Genomic DNA, 23,546 nt, shown 5'->3' with positions numbered 1-23,546 from the left:
TTCAGGCCCGGCCGATGGCGTCGGCCAGCGCGGTGACACCGGGTCGCTTCACCACGGAGTAGTGATCACCGGCGATGTCGATCTGCTCCACGCCACCGCACAGCGCGAGCCACTTCTGCGTTGTCTCCACGGTCGCGCCGTCCTCTGCCCGCACGAGCAGCACCGGGCTCTGCACCTGGCGCGGCGCGTGCGTTGCCAGGGCACGGCAGTTGCGGGTGAACCGCTCGACGATCGCTTCCAGCGTCGCCAGGTCGATGTCGGGCGAGAGCACACCGGCCGCGACCGCCCCGGCGTGCAGCACCGCGAGCGGCGACTCGACGCGGAAGACGTCGGCCGAGGGCTTCCAGTCCGAGCCGACGAGACCGGACAGGTCGCTCGCGAACCAGGCCAGCAGTGCCGCCTCGTCGAACTCGGCGGCCGCCGGGCCGGGCGGCTCCAGCAGGTCCACCGCGGCGACGAGTTCGACGGCGCGACCGGCCTCTTCCAGCTGGGCGGCCATTTCCAGCGCGATCACGCCGCCCATCGACCAGCCACCGATCCGGATCGGGCCGTCGGCGGGGAGCGCCTCGACGTAGCGGGCGGCCAGCGCCGGGATCGAGTCCGGTGCGTCGTCCGGGACCTGCAGGCCGTAGAACGGCTGGTCCTCACCCAGCTGTGCGGCGAGATCGGCGTAGCAGAGCACGTCACCGCCGACCGGGTGCACGAAGAACAACGGCGTGCGCGTGCCGTCCGTGCGGATCGGCACCAGCGCCGACCGGCCGACGTTGCCGTTCTGCCGCAGCACGTCGGCGAGCCGCTCGATCGTCGAATTGTCGAACAGCGTCGCGAGCGGCAGCGCGATCCCCGTCGTGGACCGGATTCGCGCCATCAGCCGCACCGCCAGCAGCGAGTCGCCGCCGAGGACGAAGAAGTCCGACGTGACCGTGATCTTGCTGTCGGCGAAGAAGTCCTCCCAGATGCCCGCGAGCAGCCGTTCGATCTCGTCGCGCGGTGCGGCACCCTCACCGGAGGCGCCCAGGCTCTCCGGTGCGGGCAGGGCCGTCCGGTCGACCTTGCCGTTGGCGGTCAACGGCAGCTCGTCGAGCACCAGGACGTGTTGCGGCACCAGGTACTCCGGCAGCTCCGCACGCAGGACCGACCGCAGCTCGTCACCGTTCAGCTCGTGACCCGGCTCGGCGACGGCATAGCCGACCAGCCGCTTCGGGCCCTGCCGGTCACCGATCGCGGCGACGACGGACGCGCGGACCCCGGTGCACCGCGCCAGTGCGACCTCGATCTCGCCGAGCTCGACGCGGTAGCCGTTGACCTTGACCTGGAAGTCCTCGCGGCCGAGGAACTCGATGGTGCCGTCGGGCAGGTACCGGCCGAGGTCACCGGTGCGGTACAGGCGTTCCCCGGTCTGCGGGTGCCGCACGAACGACGCCGCGGTCTTCTCCGGGTCGCCGAGGTACTCGCGGGCGAGCCCGGCACCGGCGATGTGCAGATGGCCGGGAACCCAGACGGGGCAGGGACGCATCGCGTCGTCGAGCACGTGGAACCGCTGGTTCCGCATCGGCTTGCCGTACGGGATGCTCGGCGCCGACAGGTCCACCTCGCCGATCGGGTGCAGGATCGACCAGATCGATGCTTCGGTGGCACCGCCGAGGCTGTAGAGGTCGGCGTCCGGCAGCAGCTTGCGGATGCGGTCCGGCAGCGGCACCGGGATCCAGTCGCCACTCATCATGACGACGCGGATCGGGAGCGTGGTGCCGGGTTCGGTCGCCTCGACGAACATCTCCATCAGCGCGGGCACGGTGTTCCACACGGTGACGTTGTGCTCTGCCACCAGCTCGGCCCAGTGCCGCGGTTCGCGGGCCAGGCCTGCGTCGGGCATGACGATCGCGCCGCCCGCCGTGAGCAGGCCGAAGACGTCGTAGACGGACAGGTCGAAGTTCAACGCGGACAACGCGAGCACGCGGTCGTCAGCGGTGATGCCGAACCTGTCGTTGACGTCGTGGATCGTGTTCAGCGCGCCGCGGTGCTCGATCGCCACGCCCTTCGGCACACCGGTCGATCCGGACGTGTAGATGACGTAGGCGAGGTCGTCGGGCGAACGATCCACGGGCACGACCGGTGCGGCGTCCTGGGCAGCGACCGCAGCACCGTCCACAGTGAACACGTCGACCGGCCACGTGACGCGGTCGAGGACGCGTTCCTGGGTCAGCGCCACGGTGATGCCCGCGTTGTCGCACAACAGCTTCAGGCGCTCCGCGGGAACGTGTGCGTCGATCGGGACGTACACGCAACCCGCCTTGAGCACACCGAGCACGCCCGCGACCTGCTCCCAGCCGGTCTCCATCACGACCGCGACGAGTGATCCCGGCGCGATCCCGGCCAGCTGACGCGCCACCTGGTTGGACACGCCGTCGAGCTCGGCGTAGGTGAGGGTGCGGCGCCCGGAGATCAGGGCGACGCGATCACCATCGGACGCGGCACGGGCCAGGAAACCCTCGTGCAGCAGGCCGTCCGGCAGGAAGCCGTCCGTCGCGTTGGCCTCCTCGCGGGCGGCGAGCTCGGACGCCGGCACCACCATCGGCGCCTGCCGCTCCCATGCCTGCTCGTCGTCGCACAGCTCGCGCAGCACGCCCTCGTAAGCGGCGAACATCGTGTCGATCATCCCCTCGGGGAAGATCTCGTCGACGACGTCCCAGTTGACGACCAGCGCGCCCTCGTCCTCGACGACCTGGTGGTCCAGCCACACCTGCGGGGTCCGGATGGAGCTGGAGACCTCGCGGCCGCCCTCGCCCATCGTGGTCAGGTGCTCGACGAACCCGGTCGCCGCGGCCGCTTCCTCCTGCGAGGCGAAGTTGACCGTGCTGGCGAAGACGATCGGCATCGTCGTCCGCGCCGCCGCGCCGCGCACCCGGCTGAACTCGCGCAGCACCTGCACGCCGCTGACGTGGCTGTGCTCGAGGTCGGTCCACAGCTGGTTCTGCAGCCGCACGGCCCGGTCGGCGAACGGCACCTCGACGGCGCTGTCGACCTCCAGCAGCGTGGTGGCGCTGAAGTTGCCGACGACCTCGGCGACCTTCTCGTGCAACGGCAGGCGGTTGAAGAACAGCACGTTGAGCGTGAACTTGCTCGACCGGCTCCACGCCGCGATGATCTGCGAGTACGCGGTGCCCAGGGCGGCGGACGGCGTGACACCGGCAGCCGCGGCCGAGCGCTTGAACCTCGTCCACGCGTCCGCGTCGATCGTCAGGGTGCGGTGCGAGAACACCGACCGCGCGATCGTCGCCGGGTTCACCGCGACCGGCAGGTCGGGTGCGGACGGCAGGGTCTTCACCCGCTCGCGCCAGAATTCCAGCGACTTCGTGTGCAGCTCGCCGCCCTCCATCGAGCGCATCGCCAGCACGTAGTCGCGGTAGCTCAGCTCGATCGCGGGCAGGTTGGCGCGCTCGCCGCGGTAGACCATCGCCCACTCCTGGAACACCGTCGAGGTGCTCCAGGCGTCCATGATCATCGCGTCGAGTCCGATGTGGAGCCTCGTGCGCTTGTCGTCGAGGATCGAGGCGCGGATGTCGAACAACGGCCAGACACCGGCGTCGAACACCTGGTCGCGCATCTCCACGTGCACTTCCTGGAGCACGCGTTCCTGGTCGTCGTGGCCGCGCAGGTCGAGCGAGCGGATCTCGTACGCCGGCACCTCGGGCAGCACGCGCTGGTAGCCGTCCGGGGTGACGATCGCGCGCAGCATGTCGTGCCGCGCGATGATCTCGTTCCACGCGCTGGTCAGCTTGCCGAGGTCGACGCCGTCCAGCTCCACCTCGATGAAGAAGTACGTCGACACCTGGCCGAGCGGGAACGCGTCCGAGCGGCCGACGAGGTAGGCCTGCTGCAGGTCGGTCAGCGGGAACGGCTCGTAGCGCCCGTCCGGGTCCGGCACGACCTCGGGCAGCTTGCCGCCACCGGTGCCTTCCTCCAGCGACGACATCACGAACTCGGTGAGCGCCAGCACACCGCCGGACTCCATGAACGCCACCAGCGGCAGCGTCACGCCGAGCCGGGCGGACAGCGCGTCCTTGACTTCGAGAGCCATCAGCGAGTCGAGGCCGAGGTTCTGCAACGGCTCGTGCACGTCGACGTCGGCGGACCGGGCACCGAGAGCCTTCGCCACGGCGCCGGTCACCAGTTCCAGCACCTTCTGCCGGCGCTCGGCCGGGTCGGTGGGCAGGTCGACGAGACCGCCCGACGGCTGCGACGGCGCCGACACGGTCCGGGTCGGCGCGGACGTGCGCAGCACCAGGTCGCGGTCGGCGCGCTTGAGGCACACGCCGGTCGAGTCGACGACCGGGTTGCCGTCGGAGTCCTCCAGCCGCACGTCGGCGAACAGCGTCGAGGACGAGCCGGGCACCGAGGAGACCTTGGCGTGGCAGAACAACGGCCCGTCGACCTGGACGTCGTGGAAGACCAGCTGGTCGATGCCGACGATCGCGAAGACGGCGTCCTCGGGGGTGTCGTCGGGCAGCGCCGAGAACACGACCTGGAACATCGCGTCCGTGAGGCCGGGGTGCAGCAGGTAGCCGGTCTCCCCGTCGACCGGCGGCCGCATGCGGGCGATCGCCTCGCTGTCGGCGCGCCAGACGTGCTCGACCCACCGCGCGGAGTCGCCGAGCGTGAGGTCGCGGCCCGCCATGTTCTGGTAGAACTCGGCACCGGTCAGCTCGCGGGGGAACCGCGCCACGTCGGTGCGCGCCGTGCCGATCCGGGGCGTGATCGTGGTGTCGCAGTGCACCTTGCCCTGCGTGTGGGCCCGCCAGTCGCCGTCGATCTGCTTGGCGTAGTAGCGGAAGAACTTCGTGTCACCGTCGTGGTCGGTGAAGTGCAGCTGCGCCGTCGTGCCGGTGGCCGGGTCGATGACGAGGCTCTGCAGCACCAGGCCGTCCTCGACGACGAACACGCCCTCGTGGCCGAGCTCGCGCATGCCGCGGAAGACCGACTCGAGGTAGACGCCGATGTTGATGATCGTCAGGTCGCCCATCACGCAGTCACCGAGACACGGGTGGCGCGTGACGCTCAGCTCGGACTCGAACTGGACGACGTCGAGCGGCGACTCGATCCGGTTGCCCAGCAACGTCTTCGCGCTGCGGGCCGGACGGGACACGGCGGCACTCGGCTCGAACCAGTGGTGCCGGCGCTGGAACGGGTACAGCGGCAGCTCGGCGCGGCCACCCGGCGCGACACCGGACCAGTCGAGCTCGTAGCCCCGCACGTACAGCGCGGCGGCCGAGTCGAGCAGGACCTTGCGGTCGTCGTGGTGCTGCCGCAACGACGGCAGGAAGACCAGTTCTTCGTCTGCGGGTGCGAACCTCTTGGCCATGCCGAGCAACGTCGGCGCGGGGCCGATCTCGACGAACCGGCGGTAGCCCTGGTCGAACAGCGTGGTCATGCCGTCCAGGAACCGCACGGGCTGCCGGACGTGCTCCCGCCAGTACGACGCGGAGAAGCTCTCCACCCGCTCGCCGGTCACGTTGGAGATCACCGGGATGCGCGGCTGCTGGAAGGAGATCGACGCGGCCTCCCGCTCGAACTCGTCGAGCATCGGCTCGACGAGCGGCGAGTGGAACGCCCGCGACACCGTCATCTTCTTGGACTTCACGCCCTGCGCGGTCAGCGCGGCGAGGAACCGGTCGAGCTCCGCCTCCGCGCCGGACACGACTATGCTCTGCGGCCCGTTGATCGCGGCGATCGCGAGGTCCGCGAACGGCTCCAGCGCGCGTTCGACGACCGAGACCTCCGCGAACACCGCCGCCATCGTTCCCGGCCCGCACAGCTCGTGCATCAACTGTCCACGACGGACGGTCAGGCGCAGCGCGTCCGCCAGACCCATCGCACCGGCGACGCAGGCGGCGACCAGCTCGCCGACGCTGTGCCCGACGACGGCGGCGGGCTTGACGCCCCAGGACTTCCACAGCTCGGCCAGCGCGTACTCGACGGCGAACATCACCGGCTGCGTGTACTGGGTCTCGTGGACCAGCCCGATGTCCTGCGGCTTAGGGTTGATCAGGCTGTGCAGTGTGCGGCCGAGCAGTGGTTCGGCGATCTCGTCGCACCGGTCGAACGCGGCGCGGAAGACCGGCTCGTCCGCGTACAGCGCACGGCCCATGCCGGGGTACTGCGCGCCCTGACCGGTGAACAGGAACACCACGTCCGGTGCCGCGCCGGGCAGCACGTGCCCCTGCCGCACCGATGCCGGGAGCTCGGCGGACTCGGCCGTCTCCACGAGCAGGTCGCGCATCTCGGCCGGCGTCGAGGCGACCGCGGTGAGGCGGTAGCCGAAGTGCGAGCGGCCAGCACCGGCGGTGGCGCAGATGTCCTGCAGCTCGTCCTCGGCGGCGGCTTCCAGGCGGTCCGCGTACCGGGCAGCGAGGTCGGCCAGAGCCGCGGGCGACTTGGCGGACAACGCGAGCAGCGACGCCTTGGTGGCCTCGGTCTTCGGCTCACGGGTCCTGCGCGGTGCCTCCTCCAGCACCACGTGCACGTTCGTGCCGCTGGCACCGAACGAGCTGATGCCCGCGAAACGGGGCTGCTCGCCGCGCGGCCACGGCGTGACCTCGGTGGGCACCCGCAGCGGCAGCTCCTCGATGCCGATCTCCGGGTTGATCTCCTTGAGGTGCAGGTGCGGCGGGATCTCCTCGTGCCGCAACGACTGCACGACCTTGATCAGGCCGGCGACACCCGCGGCGGGCTCCAGGTGGCCGATGTTGGTCTTGACCGAGCCGACCGGGACGAGGTCGTCCGCGGACCGCTTGCCCAGCACGGCGCCCAGGGCGCGCAGCTCGATCGGGTCGCCCAGCGGCGTGCCCGTGCCGTGCGCCTCGACGTAGCCGATCTGGTCGGCCTCGACCCCGGCGTTGCGCAGCGCCTCGCGGATGACGTTCTGCTGCGCCACCGGGTTCGGCACGGTGATGCCGCTGCTGCGGCCGTCCTGGTTGACCGCGGAGCCGCGGATGACGGCGAGCACGTTGTCCCCGGCGGCCAGCGCGTCGGACAGGCGCTTGAGCACCACGACACCGCAGCCCTCACCGCGCACGTAGCCGTTGGCGGAGGCGTCGAACGTCTTGCAGTAGCCGTCCGGCGCGAGCATCTTCGCCTTGGACAGCACGACGTACGACTCGGGCGACAGCAGGATGTTGACGCCACCGGCGAGCGCGGCGTCGCACTCGCCGGAGCGCAGGCTCTGGCTCGCGAGGTGCACGCCGACCAGCGACGACGAGCACGCGGTGTCGACGGAGATGCTCGGGCCGGTGAGGCCCAGCCAGTACGACAGCCTGCCCGCGGCGAACGGGGCCGCGCGGCTCGTGACGAGGTAGGTGTCGAGGTCGGCGGGGTCGATCTGCTGCAGCTGCGCCTGGTTGTAGTCGTGGTTGGTGACACCGAGGAAGACGCCGACGTTGCTGTCGCCCTTCTCGGTGCTGATGCCCGCGTTCTCCAGCGCCTCCCAGCCGACCTCCAGCAGCAGGCGCTGCTGCGGGTCGAGCGTGTTGGCCTCGCGCGGGGAGATGCCGAAGAACGGCGCGTCGAACTGGTCGATGTCGTCGAGGAAGCCGCCCTTGCGGACGTAGGTCTTGCCGGGCGCTTCCTGCGAGGCGTCGTAGAAGTGGTCGACGTCCCACCGCGACTCGGGCACGTCGACGATGCCGTCCCCGCCGGAGCGGAGGAACTGCCAGAACTCCTCGGGATCGCTGGCGCCGCCCGGCATGCGACAGGCCATGCCGACGATGGCGATGGCGTCGTCGTCGGGCTTGCGCACGGCGTCGAGCTCTGCGCGGAGCCGGCGGATCTCCAGCACGCTCTTCGCGAGCAGCTGGCGTGCGTCGGCGGGCTCGGTCATCGGGTGCTCCCTGTGGTGTTGCCGAGTTCGTCGGCGAGGACGGCGAGGAGCTCGTCCTCGGTGAGGTCGTCGATTTCCGAAGTTTCTTGCGGGGTTTCGGCGTCGCCGAGCTTCGTGAGGAGGTACTTGCTCAGCTGCACGACGCTCGGGTGCTCGAACATCACCGCGGCGGGCAGCTTCACCTCCAGCGCGGTCTCCAGCCGCTGCCGGACCTTGCGCGCGATCAGCGAGTCCATGCCCATCTGGAAGAACCCGGTGTTCGGGTCGATCCTGCTGCTGGTCATCTCCAGGAACCCGGCGACGGTGTCGAGCACGAACCCGAACAGGTCCTCCTCGGTCCTGACCTGCGGCTCCGCGGTGCGTTGCGCGACGATCTCGATGGCCTCTTCTGCTGCCGCACCGGTCAGTTGGGGTGCGGTGGGCGCGCTGCTGGTGAACCAGTAGCGCTCCTTCTGCCACGCGTAGGGAGGCAGCGCGACGACGGAAGCGTCTGCTGTGGACAGTGAGACGTCGAAGCCGTGGGCGTGCAGCGAGCCGAGGCTCTCCAGCGAGGCGAGGTCCTCCGGCTCGTCGCGGCGCATCGACGGCAGCGCGAGGCCCGTGACCCCGGCCTGCTCGAACGCCTCCTCGACGGAGTTCAGCACGACCGGGTGCGGGCCGAGCTCCAGGAACACGCCGTGCTTGTCGTCGACTAGCCGGCGGATGGTGTCCCAGAACAGCACGGGCTGGCGCAGGTTGCGGAACCAGTGGCCGGCGTCGAGCTCCTCGCCGTTGACCGGGCCACCGGTGACGGTCGAGAAGATCGGGATGTGCGCGGCGGCGGGCCTGATGTCCGCGAGGCCCGCGAGCAGTTCGTCGCGCAGGGTGTCCATCTGCGGGCTGTGGCCGGCGACGTCCGACTTCATCGGGCGGCAGAAGACGTTGCGCGCCTTGAGCTCCTCGGCGAGCGAGTCGAGCGTGGCCGGGTCGCCGGAGATCACCGTGGACGCCGGGCTGTTGCTGACGGCGACCGAGACGAGACCCTGGTGGTCGGCGACGAGCGCGGTGGCTTCCTCGATCGGCAGCGCCACGACGAGCATCGCGCCCTTGCCGCTCAGCTTGCGCAGCAACGTGCTGCGCAGGCTCACGATCTTCGCCGCGTCGTCGAGGCTGAGGGCGCCCGCGATGTGCGCGGCGGCGACCTCGCCGAGGCTGTGGCCGACGACCGCGTCCGGTTCGATGCCCAGCGCACGCCAGCGTGCGGCGAGGCCGACCGTGACGGCGAAGAGCGCGGGCTGCACGAGGTCGATGCGGTCGGCGAGCTCGGCCGCGTCGACGCGGAGGATCTCGTCGAGGACGGAACGGCCGTCCTGGTGGGGCTTCAGCGCCTCGTCGACCTCCAGCACCGCGGTGCGGAAGGCCTCGCAGCGGGTCATCAGCTCGTGGCCCATGCCCGGTCGTTGCGCGCCCTGGCCGGGGCAGACGAACACGATGCCGCCCTCGACGGGTGCCGTGGTGCTGCCGGTGGCGATGCCAGGCCCGCCCTCGCCGTCGAGCCACGACGTCAGCCGGTCCGCCGCTGCGGCCGCGTCCTGCGCCACGACGACCAGGCGGTGCTCGTGCTGGGTCCGGCGGTGGGTCGCGGTGTGGGCGATGTCCTTGAGCGATCCCGGCTCGGAGGCGAGGAAGTCGCGGTAGGCGGTGACCATCGGTGCGAGCGCTTCCGCGCTGCGTGCCGTGATCGGCAGGATCCGCAGGTCGCCGGTGTCCTCAGTGGACTCCGTTCGCGGCGGCGGGCCCAGCACGACGTGGGCGTTGGTGCCGCCCGCGCCGAACGCGCTCACCGCACCGTGGCGGACCTCGTCGGGCACGTCCCACGCTTGCAGCTCACCGGGGATGAAGAGCCTGGTGCTGTCGATCTCGATGTGGGGGTTCAGCGAGTTCATCCGGTGCGGCGCGATCTGGCCGTGGTGGATGCTCAGCACGACCTTGAGCAGGCCGGTGATGCCGGCGGCCGCCTCCAGGTGGCCGACGTTGGTCTTGATCGAGCCGAGCGCGCAGGCGTTGTCGGCCTGTTTGCCGTAGACCGATGTCAGCGCCTCGACCTCGATCGGGTCGCCGAGTGCCGTGCCGGTGCCGTGGGCTTCCAGCAGCGTGACCTGCTCGGGCGCGACGCCGCCGTTGCGCAGCGCCTGCTCGAAGACCCTGCGCTGCGCCAGGCCGTTCGGCGCGGTCATGCCGTTGGTCAGGCCGTCCTGGTTGGTGGCCGTGCCCTTGATGACCGCCCAGATCCGGTCACCGGCCGCGACGGCGTCGGACAGCCGCTTCAGCACGACCACGGCCACGCCCTCACCGCGGGTGTAGCCGTCGGCGGCGGCGTCGAACGTCTTGCACCTGCCGTCCGGCGCGAGCGGAAGCCCCTTGGCGTGGGCCATGGTCGTCATCGGCGAGAGGATCATGTTCGTGCCGCCGACGACGGCCATCTCGCTCTCCCTGGCGCGCAGCGACTGCACGGCCAGGTGCACCGCGACCAGCGACGACGAGCAGGCCGTGTCGACGACGAGGCTCGGCCCGCGGAAGTCGAACAGGTAGGACAACCTGTTGGGGATGATGCTGTTGGAGCCACCGCCGGTCGTGTACATGTGCAGCGACTCGGGCGCGGCGAGCTGCATCTGGAAGTAGTCGGTGTTGTTCGCGCCGACGAACACGCCGGTGTCACTGCCGAGCAACGACTCGCGCGTCTGCCCGGCGTCCTCCAGCGCCTCCCACGCGACCTCCAGGAAGAGCCGCTGCTGCGGGTCCATCCTGGCCGCTTCCTTCGGTGAGATGCCGAAGAAGTACGGGTCGAAGCCCACGACGTCGTCCACGAAGGCGCCCTGCCGGAACGTCATCCGCCCGACGGTCTCCGGGTCCGGGTCGTAGAACGCATCGGCGTCCCAGCGCTCCGGCGGCACCTCGGTGATCGTGTCGACGGCGTCCTTGACGAGCTGCCACAGCTCCTCCGGCGAGTTCGCCCCGCCGGGCAGCCGGCAGCCGATGCCGACGATCGCGATGGGCTCGCGCTTGGCCGACTCCAGCGCGTCGACCTTGTCCCGCAACCGGCGGATCGCCTGCAGCGTCGCCTTCGTGTTGTCCCCCATCAGAAGTTCTCCATCCGCTGCAGCAGCTCAGCGAGCTCTCGTTCGACCAGGTCATCGGACTCGTGGGCCGGCACGTCGAGCACGATCTCCTCGACAGGTGCGGCTTCGTTCTCCGGTGTCAGACCCGCGAGGTCCGCGAGGAAGCGGGCCAGGTCGTGCACCGTGGGGTAGTTCCAGATCAACGTCGCCGACAGCCGCACGCCGAACGCGGCCTCCAGGCGGTTGCGCAGTTCCATGGACATCACCGAGTCGATGCCGAACCCGCGCAACGGCTGGTCGCGCCCGATCCGTTCGGCGGGCAGGCCGACCACGCCGGACACGGTCGTGGCGATCAGGGTCTCGACCGCCTCGATGCGGTCGGCCGGGGCCAGCGCCTTGATGTCCGCGAGCGGTTCCTGCGCCGGGGTGACGCCGGAACCGTTGTCCACCAACGCCATCCGCAGTCCGGTCGCTTCGACGACGAGATTTCCCTCCGGGTCGAGCACCAGCACGTCGCCGAGGAAGACGTCGCCTTCCTTCCGCACCGTGGCGTGCACGCGTCCCTCGCCCAGGTGTCGCTTGTGGACGGAGATGCGGGCCAGGCTCGTGCTCACCAGGGCCGAGTTGTCCTCGCCGAGCGCGGCCAGGACCGGCGGGATGGCGACCTGGAGCGCGGAGTCGAGGTACGACGGGTGCACCAGGTGGCCGGGGTCTTCGGCGGCGGTGGGCAGCTCGATCACGGCGGTCGCCTCGGTCGCGGAGAACTCGACCTGGACGACGCCCTGATAGGCGGGGCCGTAGCGGACGTCGCGCTCGGCGAGCACCCGGTAGAACTCCTCGCCCTTCAGGGTTTCGAAGGTCCCGGCGAGCACCGCGGTGTCCGGGGCGGGCGCCTCTTCGCGTGGCGCCAGGCTCGCGTGGGCCAGCTCCAGCGGCCCGCCTTCCGTGACCGCGAAGAACCGGGCGGTCAGGTCCTCGGTGACCACCAGCTGCATCCGGTGCCGCACCCCGTCCCTGACGACGAGCGGCTCGGCGAACACCATGCCGGTGATGTCGAAGTCCTCACCGGGCCGGATGTCGGCGGCCGCCGCGAGCAGCACGTCCACGTACAGCGCGCCGGGCACGATCGCGACCCCGCCGACCCGGTGGTCGCGGACGGCGGCCGTGTCCGAGTCGATCTCCCACTGCCAGAACCGGGTTCCTGGCTCCAGCGGCGAGTCCAGCCGTTCGCCGAGCAGCGGGTGCTCCCCCGCCACGCGGGTCCGCTTGGTCCGCCTGGTCTCGCTGGGGTGCCAGAAGCTCTCGCGCTGCCACGGGTAGGTCGGCAGCTTGACCCGCCGGGCAGGCCTGATCGCCGGGCTGCCCTGGATCGGCAGGCCGAGCACGTGCAGCCGCGCGAGGGTGCGCAGCATCGACGGCCGTTCGGGTTCGTTGCGCCGCAACGAGGGCAGGGCCGTGGTGCCGGGGACGTTCTGCTCGACCGCGGGCAGCAGGATCGGGTGCGGCGTCATCTCCACGAACGCCTTCACGCCGTCCTGGGCGAGAGCGCTGATCTGGCCGGAGAACAGCACAGGTGCGCGCAGGTTGTCGACCCAGTAGTCCGCGTCCATCGTGGTGCCGTCGAGCACCTCGCCGCGGACCGTCGAGTAGACCGGCACGGTGGCCTTCCGCGGCCTGACCGCGGCCACGGCGGCGTACAGGTCGTCGCGCAGCGGGTCCATCTGCGGGCTGTGCGATGCCACGTCCACCTTGACCCATCGGCAGAACACCTCGTCCGCCTCGAGCTTCGCCTTGATCAGCTCCAGTGCGGCGGGGTCACCGGACAGCACGGTCGAGCGCGGGCTGTTGTTGACGCCGACGGAGACCTTGTCCTCGTGCCCGGCGATGACCTCGGCCGCCTCGTCGAGGGTGAGCTCGGCCGCGAGCATCGCGCCCTGGCCGGCCACGCGGCGCAGCAACGAACTGCGCAGGCAGATGATCCTGGCCGCGTCCTCGATCGTCAGCACACCGGCGACGTGCGCGGCGGCGATCTCGCCCATGCTGTGGCCGACGACGGCGTCCGGTTCGACGCCCCACGACCGCCACAGCGCGGCCAGCGCGACCTCGACGGCGAACAGCATCGGCTGCACGACGTCGATCCGGTGCAGCTGCGAGGTGTCCTCGTCCGCCTCCAGCTCGGCGATGACCGACCAGTCGGCGAACTGGCTGACGGCCGCGTCGCACTCCTCCAGCGCCGCACGGAAAACCGGCTCGGTCGCGAGAAGTTCGCGTCCCATGCCGATCCACTGCGAACCCTGGCCCGGGAAGACGAACGCGATCTTCGGTGGAGCTTCGGCCGCGCCCGTGACGACACCGACGTGGGTCTCGCCACGTCCGTGTGCCGCAAGCGCTTCCGCGAGGTCCGCGCTGGTGTCCGCGACCACGGCGAGCCGGTGCGGCAACGCCATCCGTGCCGACGCGGCGGCCGCGACCTCGCGCACCGGCAGGTCCGCGGCGGCGACGTTGGCCGCGTGCTCCCGCAGCGCCTCTGGCGTCTTCGCGGACAGCACCACGAGGTGGCTGTCCTGGTCGTCAGGAGTCTCGGTGGTGGTCTGCTCCGAGCCCTCCAGGACGATGTGGACGTTCGTGCCGCCCCACCCGAACGCGCTGACCGCGGCGAACGGAGCCCGCTCGGCCGGCCACGCCTCAAGCGCGGTGGGCACCCGCAGTCCGAGACCGGCGAAGTCGATCTCCGGGTTGGGGTTCGCGAAGTGCAGGTTCGGCGGCACCTCGCGGTGGCGCAGCACCAGCACTGCCTTGATGAAGCCCGCGACACCCGCCGCGGCCTCCAGGTGACCGATGTTGGTCTTCACCGAGCCGATCACGAGTGCGTCGTCGCGCTGCCCGCCGACCACGGCACCCAGCGCGTTCGCCTCGATCGGGTCGCCCAGCGACGTTCCGGTGCCGTGCGTTTCGACGTAGTGGACGTCGCGCGGGTCGACGCCCGAGCGGCGGTAGGCCTCGCGCAGCACGTCCTCCTGCGCGGTGACGCTCGGCGCGGTGAGACCGTTGCTGAGACCGTCGTTGTTCGACGCGGAACCGCGGATGGTGCACCAGATGTCGTCGCCGTCGGCGATCGCCCGCGACAACGGCTTGAGCACCACGACACCGCAGCCCTCACCGCGGCCGAAGCCGTCGGCGCTGCCGTCGAACGCCTTGCAGCGCCCGTCCGGCGACAGGCCGCCGAACTGGGTGAGCGCCACCATGGTCGCCGGGTTGAGGATCAGGCTCGACCCGCCCGCGATCGCCGCGGTCGACTCGCCGGACCACAGGCTCTGGCAGGCGAGGTGGATCGCGAGCAGCGACGACGAGCAGGCGCTGTCGACCATCAGGCTCGGCCCGCGCAGGCCGAGTGCGTAGGACAGGCGGTTCGCGACCATGTTGAGCGCCCTGCCCGTAGCCGAGTGCAGCGAGAACTGGTCGACGTCCGGGGCCAGTGCCGCGTAGTCCTGCCAGATCGCGCTGGCGAACACACCGGTCCTGCTGCCGGCGAGGTTCGCGCCCGCGAGGCCCGCGTCCTCCAGCGCCTCCCAGGCGACTTCGAGGAACAACCGCTGCTGCGGGTCCATCTCCTGCGCTTCCCGCGGGGAGATGCCGAAGAACAGCGGGTCGAACTCGTCCACCGGACGGTCGAGGAAGCCGCCCTCGACGGGCACGGTCCTGCCGGGTGCGGTGCCCGCGAACTCGGCAGGGTCCCAGCGCTGCGGCGGAACCGGGCGCACGGCGTCGCGGCCGGAGCGGAGCAGGTCCCAGAAACCGTCGGTGTCGTCGGCGCCGGGGAACCGGCAGGCCACGCCGACGACCGCGATGGGCTCGCGTTCGCTGGTGACGACCGGCTTCGGCTTCTGTGGGACCGGCGCGTTTTCCGGCACGAGCTTCGCGCGCAGGCCGCGGGCCAGCTGTTCCGGCGTCGGGTGGTCGAACAGCAGCGTCGACGGCAGCTTCAGCCCGGTCGCCGCGACCAGGCGGTTGCGCATCTCCACGGCGGTCAGCGAGTCGAACCCGTGGTCCTTGAACGCCTGCGTGACGTTGAACCCGGACGCGTCGGCGTGCCCGAGCACGACAGCGGCGTTGGCGCACACCAGCTCCAGCAGCACCCGGTGCTGCTCGGCCGCGGTCAGCCCGGAGAGCCGTTCCGCGAGCGGCAACTCGCGTTCGGTGCGTGCCGTGCGGGCCTTCACGAGTGACCGCAGCACCGCGGGCACCACGCCCGTGCCGGACCTGTCGATCCGCGCGGGAACCGTGACCGCGGCGGCACCGAGGAAGTCGCGGTCGAACAGCGCGAGACCGTCCTCAGTGGACATGGGCAGCACGCCGGACCGGCCGAGCCTGCCGAGGTCTTCCGACGTCAGATGCCCGGACATGCCGCTGGATTCGGCCCAGTAGCCCCACGCCATGCTGGTGGCGGGCAGGCCGAGGGCGTGCCGGTGCTCGGCCAGGGCGTCGAGGAACGCGTTGGCGGCGGCGTAGTTCGCCTGCCCGCCGGTGCCGATCGTGCCGGCGGCTGACGAGAACAGCGCGAACTCGGCGAGGTCGAGGTGGGCGGTGAGCTCGTGCAGGTGCCACGCGGCGTCGGCCTTGGGCGCCAACACGTTTCGCACCTGTTCGGGTGTCATGCTCTCGACGGTCGCGTCGTCGAGCACACCGGCGGCGTGCACCACAGCGGTCAGCGGATGCTCGGCCGGGATGTTCGCGAGCACCGCCCGCAGCGCCTCGGCGTCGGAAGCGTCGCACCGCGCGACGGTCACGGACGCGTCGAGGTCGCCCAGGTCGACAGCCGAACCGCTGCGGCTCACCAGGAGCAGGTGCCGGACGCCGTGCCGCTGCACGAGCCGCCGGGCAACGTGGGCGCCGAGCGTGCCCGTGCCGCCGGTGATCAGCACCGTGCCCTCGGGGTCGAGCTTGCGGGGCAGCGTCAGCACGACCTTGCCGACGTGCCGGGCCTGGCTGAGGTGGCGCAACGCGGCACGCGCCTCGCGCACCTCCCACGCCGTCACCGGCAGCGGCGTCAGCACACCCTGTCCGAACAACGGCTCCAGCGCGTCGAACATCCGCCGGATGCGGCCGGGTTCGAGCACCAGCAGGTCGAACGCCTGGTACCGGACGTCGGGGCGGACCTCGTCGCGGATGTCGTTCTTGCCCATCTCCACGAACCGGCCGCCGTTGCGCAGCAGCCCGATCGAGGCGTCGACGAACTCGCGGGTCAGCGAGTTCAGCACCACGTCGACCTGACGGAACTCCTCGGCGAACGCGAGATCACGCGACGACGCGATGTGGTCGTCGGCCACGCCGAGAGAGCGCAGCACGTCGTGCTTGGCGGGGCTGGCCGTGGCGAACACCTCGGCGCCGAGGTGGCGCGCGAGCTGCAACGCCGCCATGCCAACGCCACCCGTGGCGGCGTGCAGCAGCAACGACTCACCGCGCCGCAGCTCCGCCAGTTCCACCAACGCGTGGTAGGCGGTGAGGAAGACGACCGGCGTGCCGGCGGCCTGCGCCCACGTCCACTCGCCGGGCACGTGGGCGAGCAACCGGTGGTCGGTCACCGCGACCGGTCCGGTGCCGCGCGGGAAGAGGCCCATCACGCGGTCGCCGGCGGCGAACTCCGTGACGTCAGAACCGGTTTCCAGCACGACGCCCGCGCTCTCGGTGCCGAGCAGGCCGTCACCGGGGTACATGTCGAGCGTGATCAGGGCGTCGCGGAAGTTCATGCCGACCGCGCGCACCTCGACCCGCACCTCGTCCGGTGCGAGTTCGGTCTCGGGAACCTCCCGCAGCACCAGGCCGTCCAGCGAACCGCGCCGCGAGACGTCGAGCATCCAGTTGCCGTCGGGTGCGTCCAACAGGTCCGGCTCGTCGCCGAGCCTGGGCACCAGCAGGCGTCCGTCGCGCAGCGCGAGTTGCGGCTCACCGGAGGCGAGGACCGCGTGCAGCGGCACCGGAGCGGCGTCCGCCGGGTCGAGGTCCACCAGCACGAACCGGTCGGGGTGCTCGGACTGGGCGCTGCGGATCAGGCCCCACACCGAGGCCGCGGCCAGGTCGCGCACGTCCTCGGAACCCCGTGCGGCGACCGCACCACGCGTCGCGATGACCACGACCCGGTCGTCCGCGAGCGAGTCCTGCACCAGCCGCAGCGTTTCGACGACCGCCCGATGCGTGTCATCGATGCCGCTGATCTCGTGGACCACGGCGTCGGCCGTCGAAGCGGTTCCTTCTGGCGCGCTGACCCACCGCACCCGCAACGGCTTCTGCACGTCCGCCCTGAGCGCGGGCGGCCGGAGCACCAGCGACTCGGCGCTGATCACGAGCTTGCCGTCCGCGTCGGTCGCGACCAGCGCGGCCCCGTCGCCGGACGGCGTCAGTCGCACCCGCAGCGAGGTGGCCTTGCCGGACGCGATCCGCACACCGCTCCAGCTGAACGGCAGCCTCAGCCCCTTGTCCGCGGTCAGCGGCAGGGCGTGCAGAGCGGCGTCGAGCAGCGCGGGGTGCAGGCGGAACCCGTCCACCCCGTCGCCGGACAGCTCCACCTCGGCGTACAGGTCGTCACCGTCGCGCCACAACGCCCGCAGGCCCTGGAACAACGGCCCGTACCGGTAGCCGAGCCGGTTCAGCGAGTCGTAGGAGACCTCGACCGCCGTGCCCGCGGGAGGCCAGGCGATGTCGACCGGCTCGGCCTCGCCCTCGGACACCGATCCGGACGCGTGCAGCGTCCACGGCGCATCCGAGGCGGTTCGCGCATAGATCGCGATCGAGCGGTCACCGCCGAGCACGACCTGAAGCTCCACCGAACCCTCGGCGGGCAGCGCTAGCGGCGCCTGGAGGATCAGCTCGTCCACGACGTCACAGCCCGCGGACGCACCGGCGTGGGCGGCCATCTCCAGGAAAGCAGTGCCGGGCAGCAGAACCACGTCCATCGCGGCGTGATCCGCCAGCCACGCGTCGTCGTCGAGGGACACCTGTCCGCTCCACACGACACCGCCGTCGGCGAGATCGACCTTGCCGCGCAGGAACCTGTGCTCCCCGGTCGGCGCGCCACCGGTGGTCGGCGCGATCCAGTAACGCTGCCGCTGGAACGCGTACGTCGGCAGCTCGACCCGGTGTGCGGCCGGGAAGACCTCGTCCCACCTCACCGGCACACCGGCAGCGTTGACCTCGGCGACCGACATCAGGAACCGGGCCAGGCCACCCTCGCCCCGGCGCAGCGACCCGACCGCGGCGACAGCGACGTCCGCCGCCTCCGCGGAGTCCTGCACGCCGACCGAGAGCACGGGGTGCGGGCTCGCCTCGACGAACACCCGGTGCCCGTCGGCGAACAGCGATCCGAGCGCGCCGAGGAAGTCGACGGGCTGCCGGGCGTTGGTGAACCAGTACTCGGCGGTCAGCTCGCGCGTGTCGACCAGGCCACCGGACACCGTGGAGTAGAAGGGAATGCGCGCGGCCGCCGGCTCCAGCGTCCCGATCAGCTCGAGCAGGCGCTCGCGCAGCGGCTCGACCTGGGCGCAGTGCGAGGCAACGGTCGACGGCACGACGCGCGCCCGGATCCCGTCCGCCTCGCACCGAGCCACGAACTCTTCGAGCGCGGCCAGTGCACCCGCGACCGTGCAGGCCGTCGGGCCGTTCACACCGGCCAGCGACAGACCGTCGATCAGCCGCGTCCGCACCTCGTCCGCGGGCAGCGCGACGGAGGCGACGGCGCCGTTGCCGACGAGCTCGTCCGCGAAGAGCTTGCTGCGCAAGACAACGAGCCGTGCCGCATCACGCAACGAGAGTGCGCCGGCGATGTGCGCGGCGGCGATCTCGCCCTGCGAGTGCCCCACGACGGCGGAAGGCTCGACGCCGAACCGCTGCCACAGTCGCGCCAGCGACACCATCACGGTGAACAGGACCGGCTGCAGCACCTCGATGCGCTCCAGCTCGGCCGAGTCGTTCAGCACGTCGGCCACCCTGAAGTCCACAAAGGACTCGACGGCGGCCGAGCACTCCGCGAACGCCTCGGCGAAGACCGGTGAGGCGTTCAGCAGCTCGGCGGCCATCCCCGCCCACTGCGAACCCTGACCGGGGAAGACGAAGACGACACCGCCCTCGATCTCGGCGACACCGCGCACCACGTTCGGCGCGGGCTCGCCGTCGGCGATCTCCCGCACGCCTTCCAGCAGGTCGTCGCCCTCCCCGATCACGAACGCCCGGTGCGGGAAAGCGGCACGGGTGGTCGCGAGCGAGTAACCGATGTCGTCGTCACGCAGTTCCGGGTGCTCGGCGAGGTGGGCCAGCAGCTGCTCGGCCTGCGCCCGCAACGCCGCGGGAGTCTTGCCGGACAACGCCCACACGAGCGGCTGTTCCGGCACGTCCGCGCGGGTGGTCACCAGCTCGGCAGGAGCCTCTTCGAGCACGAGGTGCGCGTTGGTGCCGCTGATGCCGAACGACGACACGGCAGCGCGCTTCGGGCCGTCAGCAGCGGGCCACAGCTCGGTGGAGGTCGCGAGCTTCACCGCGCCGGAGGTCCAGTCGACGCGGGACGTCGGGCTGGTGACGTGCAGGGTGCGCGGCACGATCCCGTTGCGCAGGGCCAACACCATCTTGATCACGCCGGCCACACCGGCGGCTGCCTGGGTGTGGCCAACGGACGACTTCAGCGAGCCGAGCACCACCGGCTGATCGCGGTCCTGGCCGTAGGTCGCGAGGATCGCGTTGGCCTCGATGGGGTCGCCGAGCTTGGTGCCGGTGCCGTGCGCTTCCACGACCTGCACGTCGGAGGGCCGGAGACCCGCGCTGGCCAGTGCCTGCCGGATGACCTTGCGCTGCGCCGAACCGTTCGGCGCGGTCAGGCCGTTGGAGGCGCCGTCGGAGTTGACCGCGGACCCGCGCACGACGGCGAGCACCTGGTGGCCGAGCCGGCGGGCGGTGGAGAGTCGTTCCACCAGCACGACACCGGCACCTTCGGCCCAGCCGGTGCCGTCGGCGTCGTCGGAGAACGCCTTGCAGCGGCCGTCGGGCGACAACGCGCCCTGCTTGCTGAGCTCCACGAACATGCCGGGTGCCGGCATGACGGTCGCGCCGCCCGCCAGCGCCTGCTCGCACTCGCCGAGCCGCACGGCCTGGCAGGCGAGGTGCAACGCGAAGAGCGAAGCCGAGCACGCCGTGTCGACGGTGACAGCGGGCCCTTCGAGGCCGAGGGAGTAGGCGATGCGGCCTGACGCGACGCTCGGCGTGGTGCCGGTGAGGAGGTAGCCCTCGGCGCCCGCGATGCCCTCGGTCAGGCGCGGCCCGTACTCCTGGCTGATCAGGCCGGTGAACACACCGGTGCGGCTGCCGCGCAGCACGGCGGGGTCGATTCCCGCGTGCTCCAGGCACTCCCACGAGGTTTCGAGCAGCAGGCGCTGCTGCGGGTCCATCGCGGCCGCCTCGCGCGGGCTGATGCCGAAGAACGCCGGGTCGAACTGCGCCGCGTCGTGCAGGAACCCGCCCTGCCGCACGTAGGAGGTGCCCGCGCGGGTGCCGTCGGGGTCGTAGAGGTCCTCGACCCGCCAGCCGCGGTCGGCCGGGAAGTCGGAGATCGCGTCGCCCTCGTCCATCAGCAGCCGCCAGAGGTCCTCCGGCGAACGGATGTCGCCGGGCAGGCGGCAGGCCATGCCGACGATGACGACGGGGTCCTCGGTGTCCACGACGGGCGCGGACTCCACGGCGTCCTGAGTGGACTCCCCTGCCAGCTCGGTGAGGTGCCGGGCGAGCAGCTCGGGCGTCGGGTGGTCGAACACGACGCTGGTCGCGGGCGCGAGACCGGTCGCGGCGGCGAGCCGGTTGCGCAGCTGGCTCGACATCGGCGAGTCGAACCCGAGTTCCTTGAACGCCTTGCTCGCCTGGCCGGGCCCGAGCGCCGCGCGTCCGGAGACCGCGGCGGTGTGCGCGCAGACCAGTTCCAGCATCGAACGCCGTTCGCGCTGGTCCACGACCGGCGCCTCGGTTCGGGCGAACGAGGGGGCCTCGGCCTCGGTGCTCGTGGAGGTCTCGATCCAGTGGCTCGTGCGCTGGAAGGCGTAGGTCGGCAGGTCGGCACCGGGTCCGCCGTCGAACGCGGCGCTCCAGTCGACCTCGACACCGCGCACCGCGGCCTCGGCGACCGACGTGACGAACCGGGCGAGCCCGCCGTCGTCCCGGCGCGTCGACCCGACTGCCACGACATCGGCACCCGCGTGCTCGGCGATCTCTCCCACGGCCGCAGCGAGAACGGGATGCGCGCTCGCCTCGACGAACGCCTGGTGACCGTCGGTGAGCAGCGACGTGACGGCGGCGACGAAGTCGACGGGTTCCCGCGCGTTGCGGAACCAGTAGTGCGCGTCGAGCTGCTCGCCGTCGAGCAGCGTGCCGGTCACGGTGGAGTAGAAGGGGATCTCGCCCGGCTGCGGCGTCACCGGCGCCAGGAGGTCCAGCAGCTGCTCGCGCAGCGGTTCGACCTGGGCGCAGTGCGACGCGACGGTCGAGGCGATCACCCTCGCGCGATGGCCGTCCGCGACGCAGCCGTCCACAAAGGACTGCAATGCGCCGACGGGCCCGGCGACCGTGACCGAGCGCGGCCCGTTGATCCCGGCGATGCTGAGTTCGTCGGACAGCCGCGCGCGAACCTCGTCGAGCGGCAGCGCCACGGAGGCGACGGCGCCATTGCCGGCCAGCTCCTCGGCGAACAGCCTGCTGCGCAGCACGACGATCCGTGCGGCGTCCTCCAGCGTCAGCACGCCCGCGATGTGCGCGGCGGCGATCTCGCCCTGGGAGTGGCCGACCACGGCGGACGGCACGACGCCGTAGGACTCCCACAGCGCGGCCAGCGAGACCATGACCGCGAACAGCACCGGCTGCAGGATCTCGATGCGGGCCAACGCCTCGGCGTCGTCCAGGACGTCGATCACCGAGAAGCCGGCGTACTCGCGGATCGCGGCGTCGCACTCCCGCATCCGTTCCGCGAAGACCGGCGAGGCGTCCAGCAGCTCGACGGCCATGCCCACCCACTGCGAACCCTGGCCGGGGAACACGAACGCGACCCGCTCGCACGAACCGCTGCCCTCGACGATGCCCGCGGACGCGCCGCCCTCCGCCAGCACGCGCAGCTCGTCCACGTTGCCGTTCACGACGACCGCGCGGTGCTCGAACCTCGTGCGGCGGGTGGCCAGTGACCGGCCGACCGCGGCGGGGGAAAGATCGGGGTTCCGTTCGAGGTGCTCGATCAGACGGGCGGCTTGATCACGCACGGCCTGCGGCTCACGACCGGAAATCAGCCAGGGCGTGACGGCGGGGTCCGCGGGAGCGTCCTGAACGGGCGTTTCCCAGTCCGACAGCACGACGTGGCAGTTCGTGCCGCCCACACCGAACGCGCTGACCCCGGCGATGAAGTCCTTGCCGGGCAACGGGCTCAGGGCGGTGTTCACGCGGATGCCCAGCGAGTCCAGCCGAATTGCCGGGTTCGGCGTGACGTGGTTGAGGCTCGGCGGCAACTGCCGGTGGCTGATCGCCAGCACGGCCTTGACCAGCCCGGCGACACCGGCCGCACCCTCCAGGTGCCCGATGTTCGTCTTGACCGAACCCACCAGCACCGGCTCCGCGCGCCCGGCGCCGATCACGGCACCGATCGCCCCGGCCTCGACCGGGTCGCCGAGGCGGGTGCCCGTGCCGTGCAGCTCGACGAAGCACGTGTCGGACGGCGAGGTCCCCGCCCGCTCGTGCGCCAGCCGGATCACGGCCTCCTGAGCGGCCTGCTCGGGCGCGGTGAGCCCGTCACCACCACCGTCGTTGTTGACGGCACTGCCGCGGATCACAGCGAGAACGCGGTCGCCGTCGGCAACCGCGTCCGTCAACCGCTTCAGCACCACGACGGCGCCGCCCTCGCCGCGCACGTACCCGTTGGCGCGCGCGTCGAACGTGAAACACTCCCCGTCCGGCGACAGCCCGCCGAACCGGTCGGCGACGACCTTGCTCGCGGGCGCCAGGTTCAGCTGCACACCGGCGGCCAGCGCGATGCCGGACTCCCCCGCACGCAGGCTCTCGCAGGCGAGGTGCACGGCCACCAGGGAAGACGACTGTCCAGTGTCGACGGTCATGCTCGGCCCGCGCAGGCCGAGGAAGTACGAGACGCGGTTCGCGATGATGCCGCGCTGCAGACCCGTCAGGCTGTGCTGGGTCACCGAGTCGCTCGACCGCACGAGAGTCGCGTAGTCGTCCGCGATCGACCCGGCGAACACCCCGGTCCGCGTACCGCGCAGCTCGGCGGGAAGAACTCCCGCGTCCTCCAGCGCTTCCCAGCTGAGCTCGAGCACGAGCCGCTGCTGCGGGTCCATCGCCGCCGCCTCGCGCGGGGAGATGCCGAAGAAGTCGTGGTCGAAGAGGTCGATCCCGGTCAGGTAGCCACCGCGGCCCAGACCGGGACGGCCGGGTGCCTCGTCGACGAGTGCCGAACGGCCGTCGGCCAGCAGATGCCACAACGAGCGCGCGTCGGGCGCGCCGGGCAGCCGGCACGACAGGCCGATGACGGCGATCGCGTCGTTTCCAGACAT

Annotated in this window: 3 protein-coding genes; all 3 read right to left on the bottom strand. The window is 71.4% G+C overall.

All coding sequences use genetic code 11. From position 1 onward, the window contains the following. Position 1: 1 nt before the first annotated feature. The 3 genes from IEZ09_RS12950 to IEZ09_RS12940 are packed head-to-tail and all read right to left on the bottom strand — an operon-like array spanning position 2 to position 23,546. A complete protein-coding gene (locus IEZ09_RS12950) occupies positions 2–7,873 on the bottom strand; it encodes a hybrid non-ribosomal peptide synthetase/type I polyketide synthase (protein WP_189253896.1) in 7,872 nt (2,623 codons plus the stop codon). Beyond that, a complete protein-coding gene (locus IEZ09_RS12945; RefSeq protein ID WP_189253895.1) occupies positions 7,870–10,992 on the bottom strand; it encodes a type I polyketide synthase in 3,123 nt (1,040 codons plus the stop codon). Before IEZ09_RS12945 ends, IEZ09_RS12950 begins: the two co-directional genes overlap by 4 nt. After that, positions 10,992–23,546: a type I polyketide synthase gene (locus tag IEZ09_RS12940; RefSeq protein ID WP_189253894.1), complete on the bottom strand. Its 12,555-nt coding sequence runs from the start codon at positions 23,544–23,546 to the stop codon at positions 10,992–10,994. The genes IEZ09_RS12945 and IEZ09_RS12940 overlap by 1 nt, the downstream gene beginning before the upstream one ends.

The sequence above is a fragment of the Lentzea flava genome (genome assembly GCF_014648475.1).
Classification (GTDB): domain Bacteria; phylum Actinomycetota; class Actinomycetes; order Mycobacteriales; family Pseudonocardiaceae; genus Lentzea; species Lentzea flava.
The sequence above is the reverse complement of the archived record's forward strand: the minus strand, read 5'-3'. Positions and strand labels throughout refer to the sequence as shown.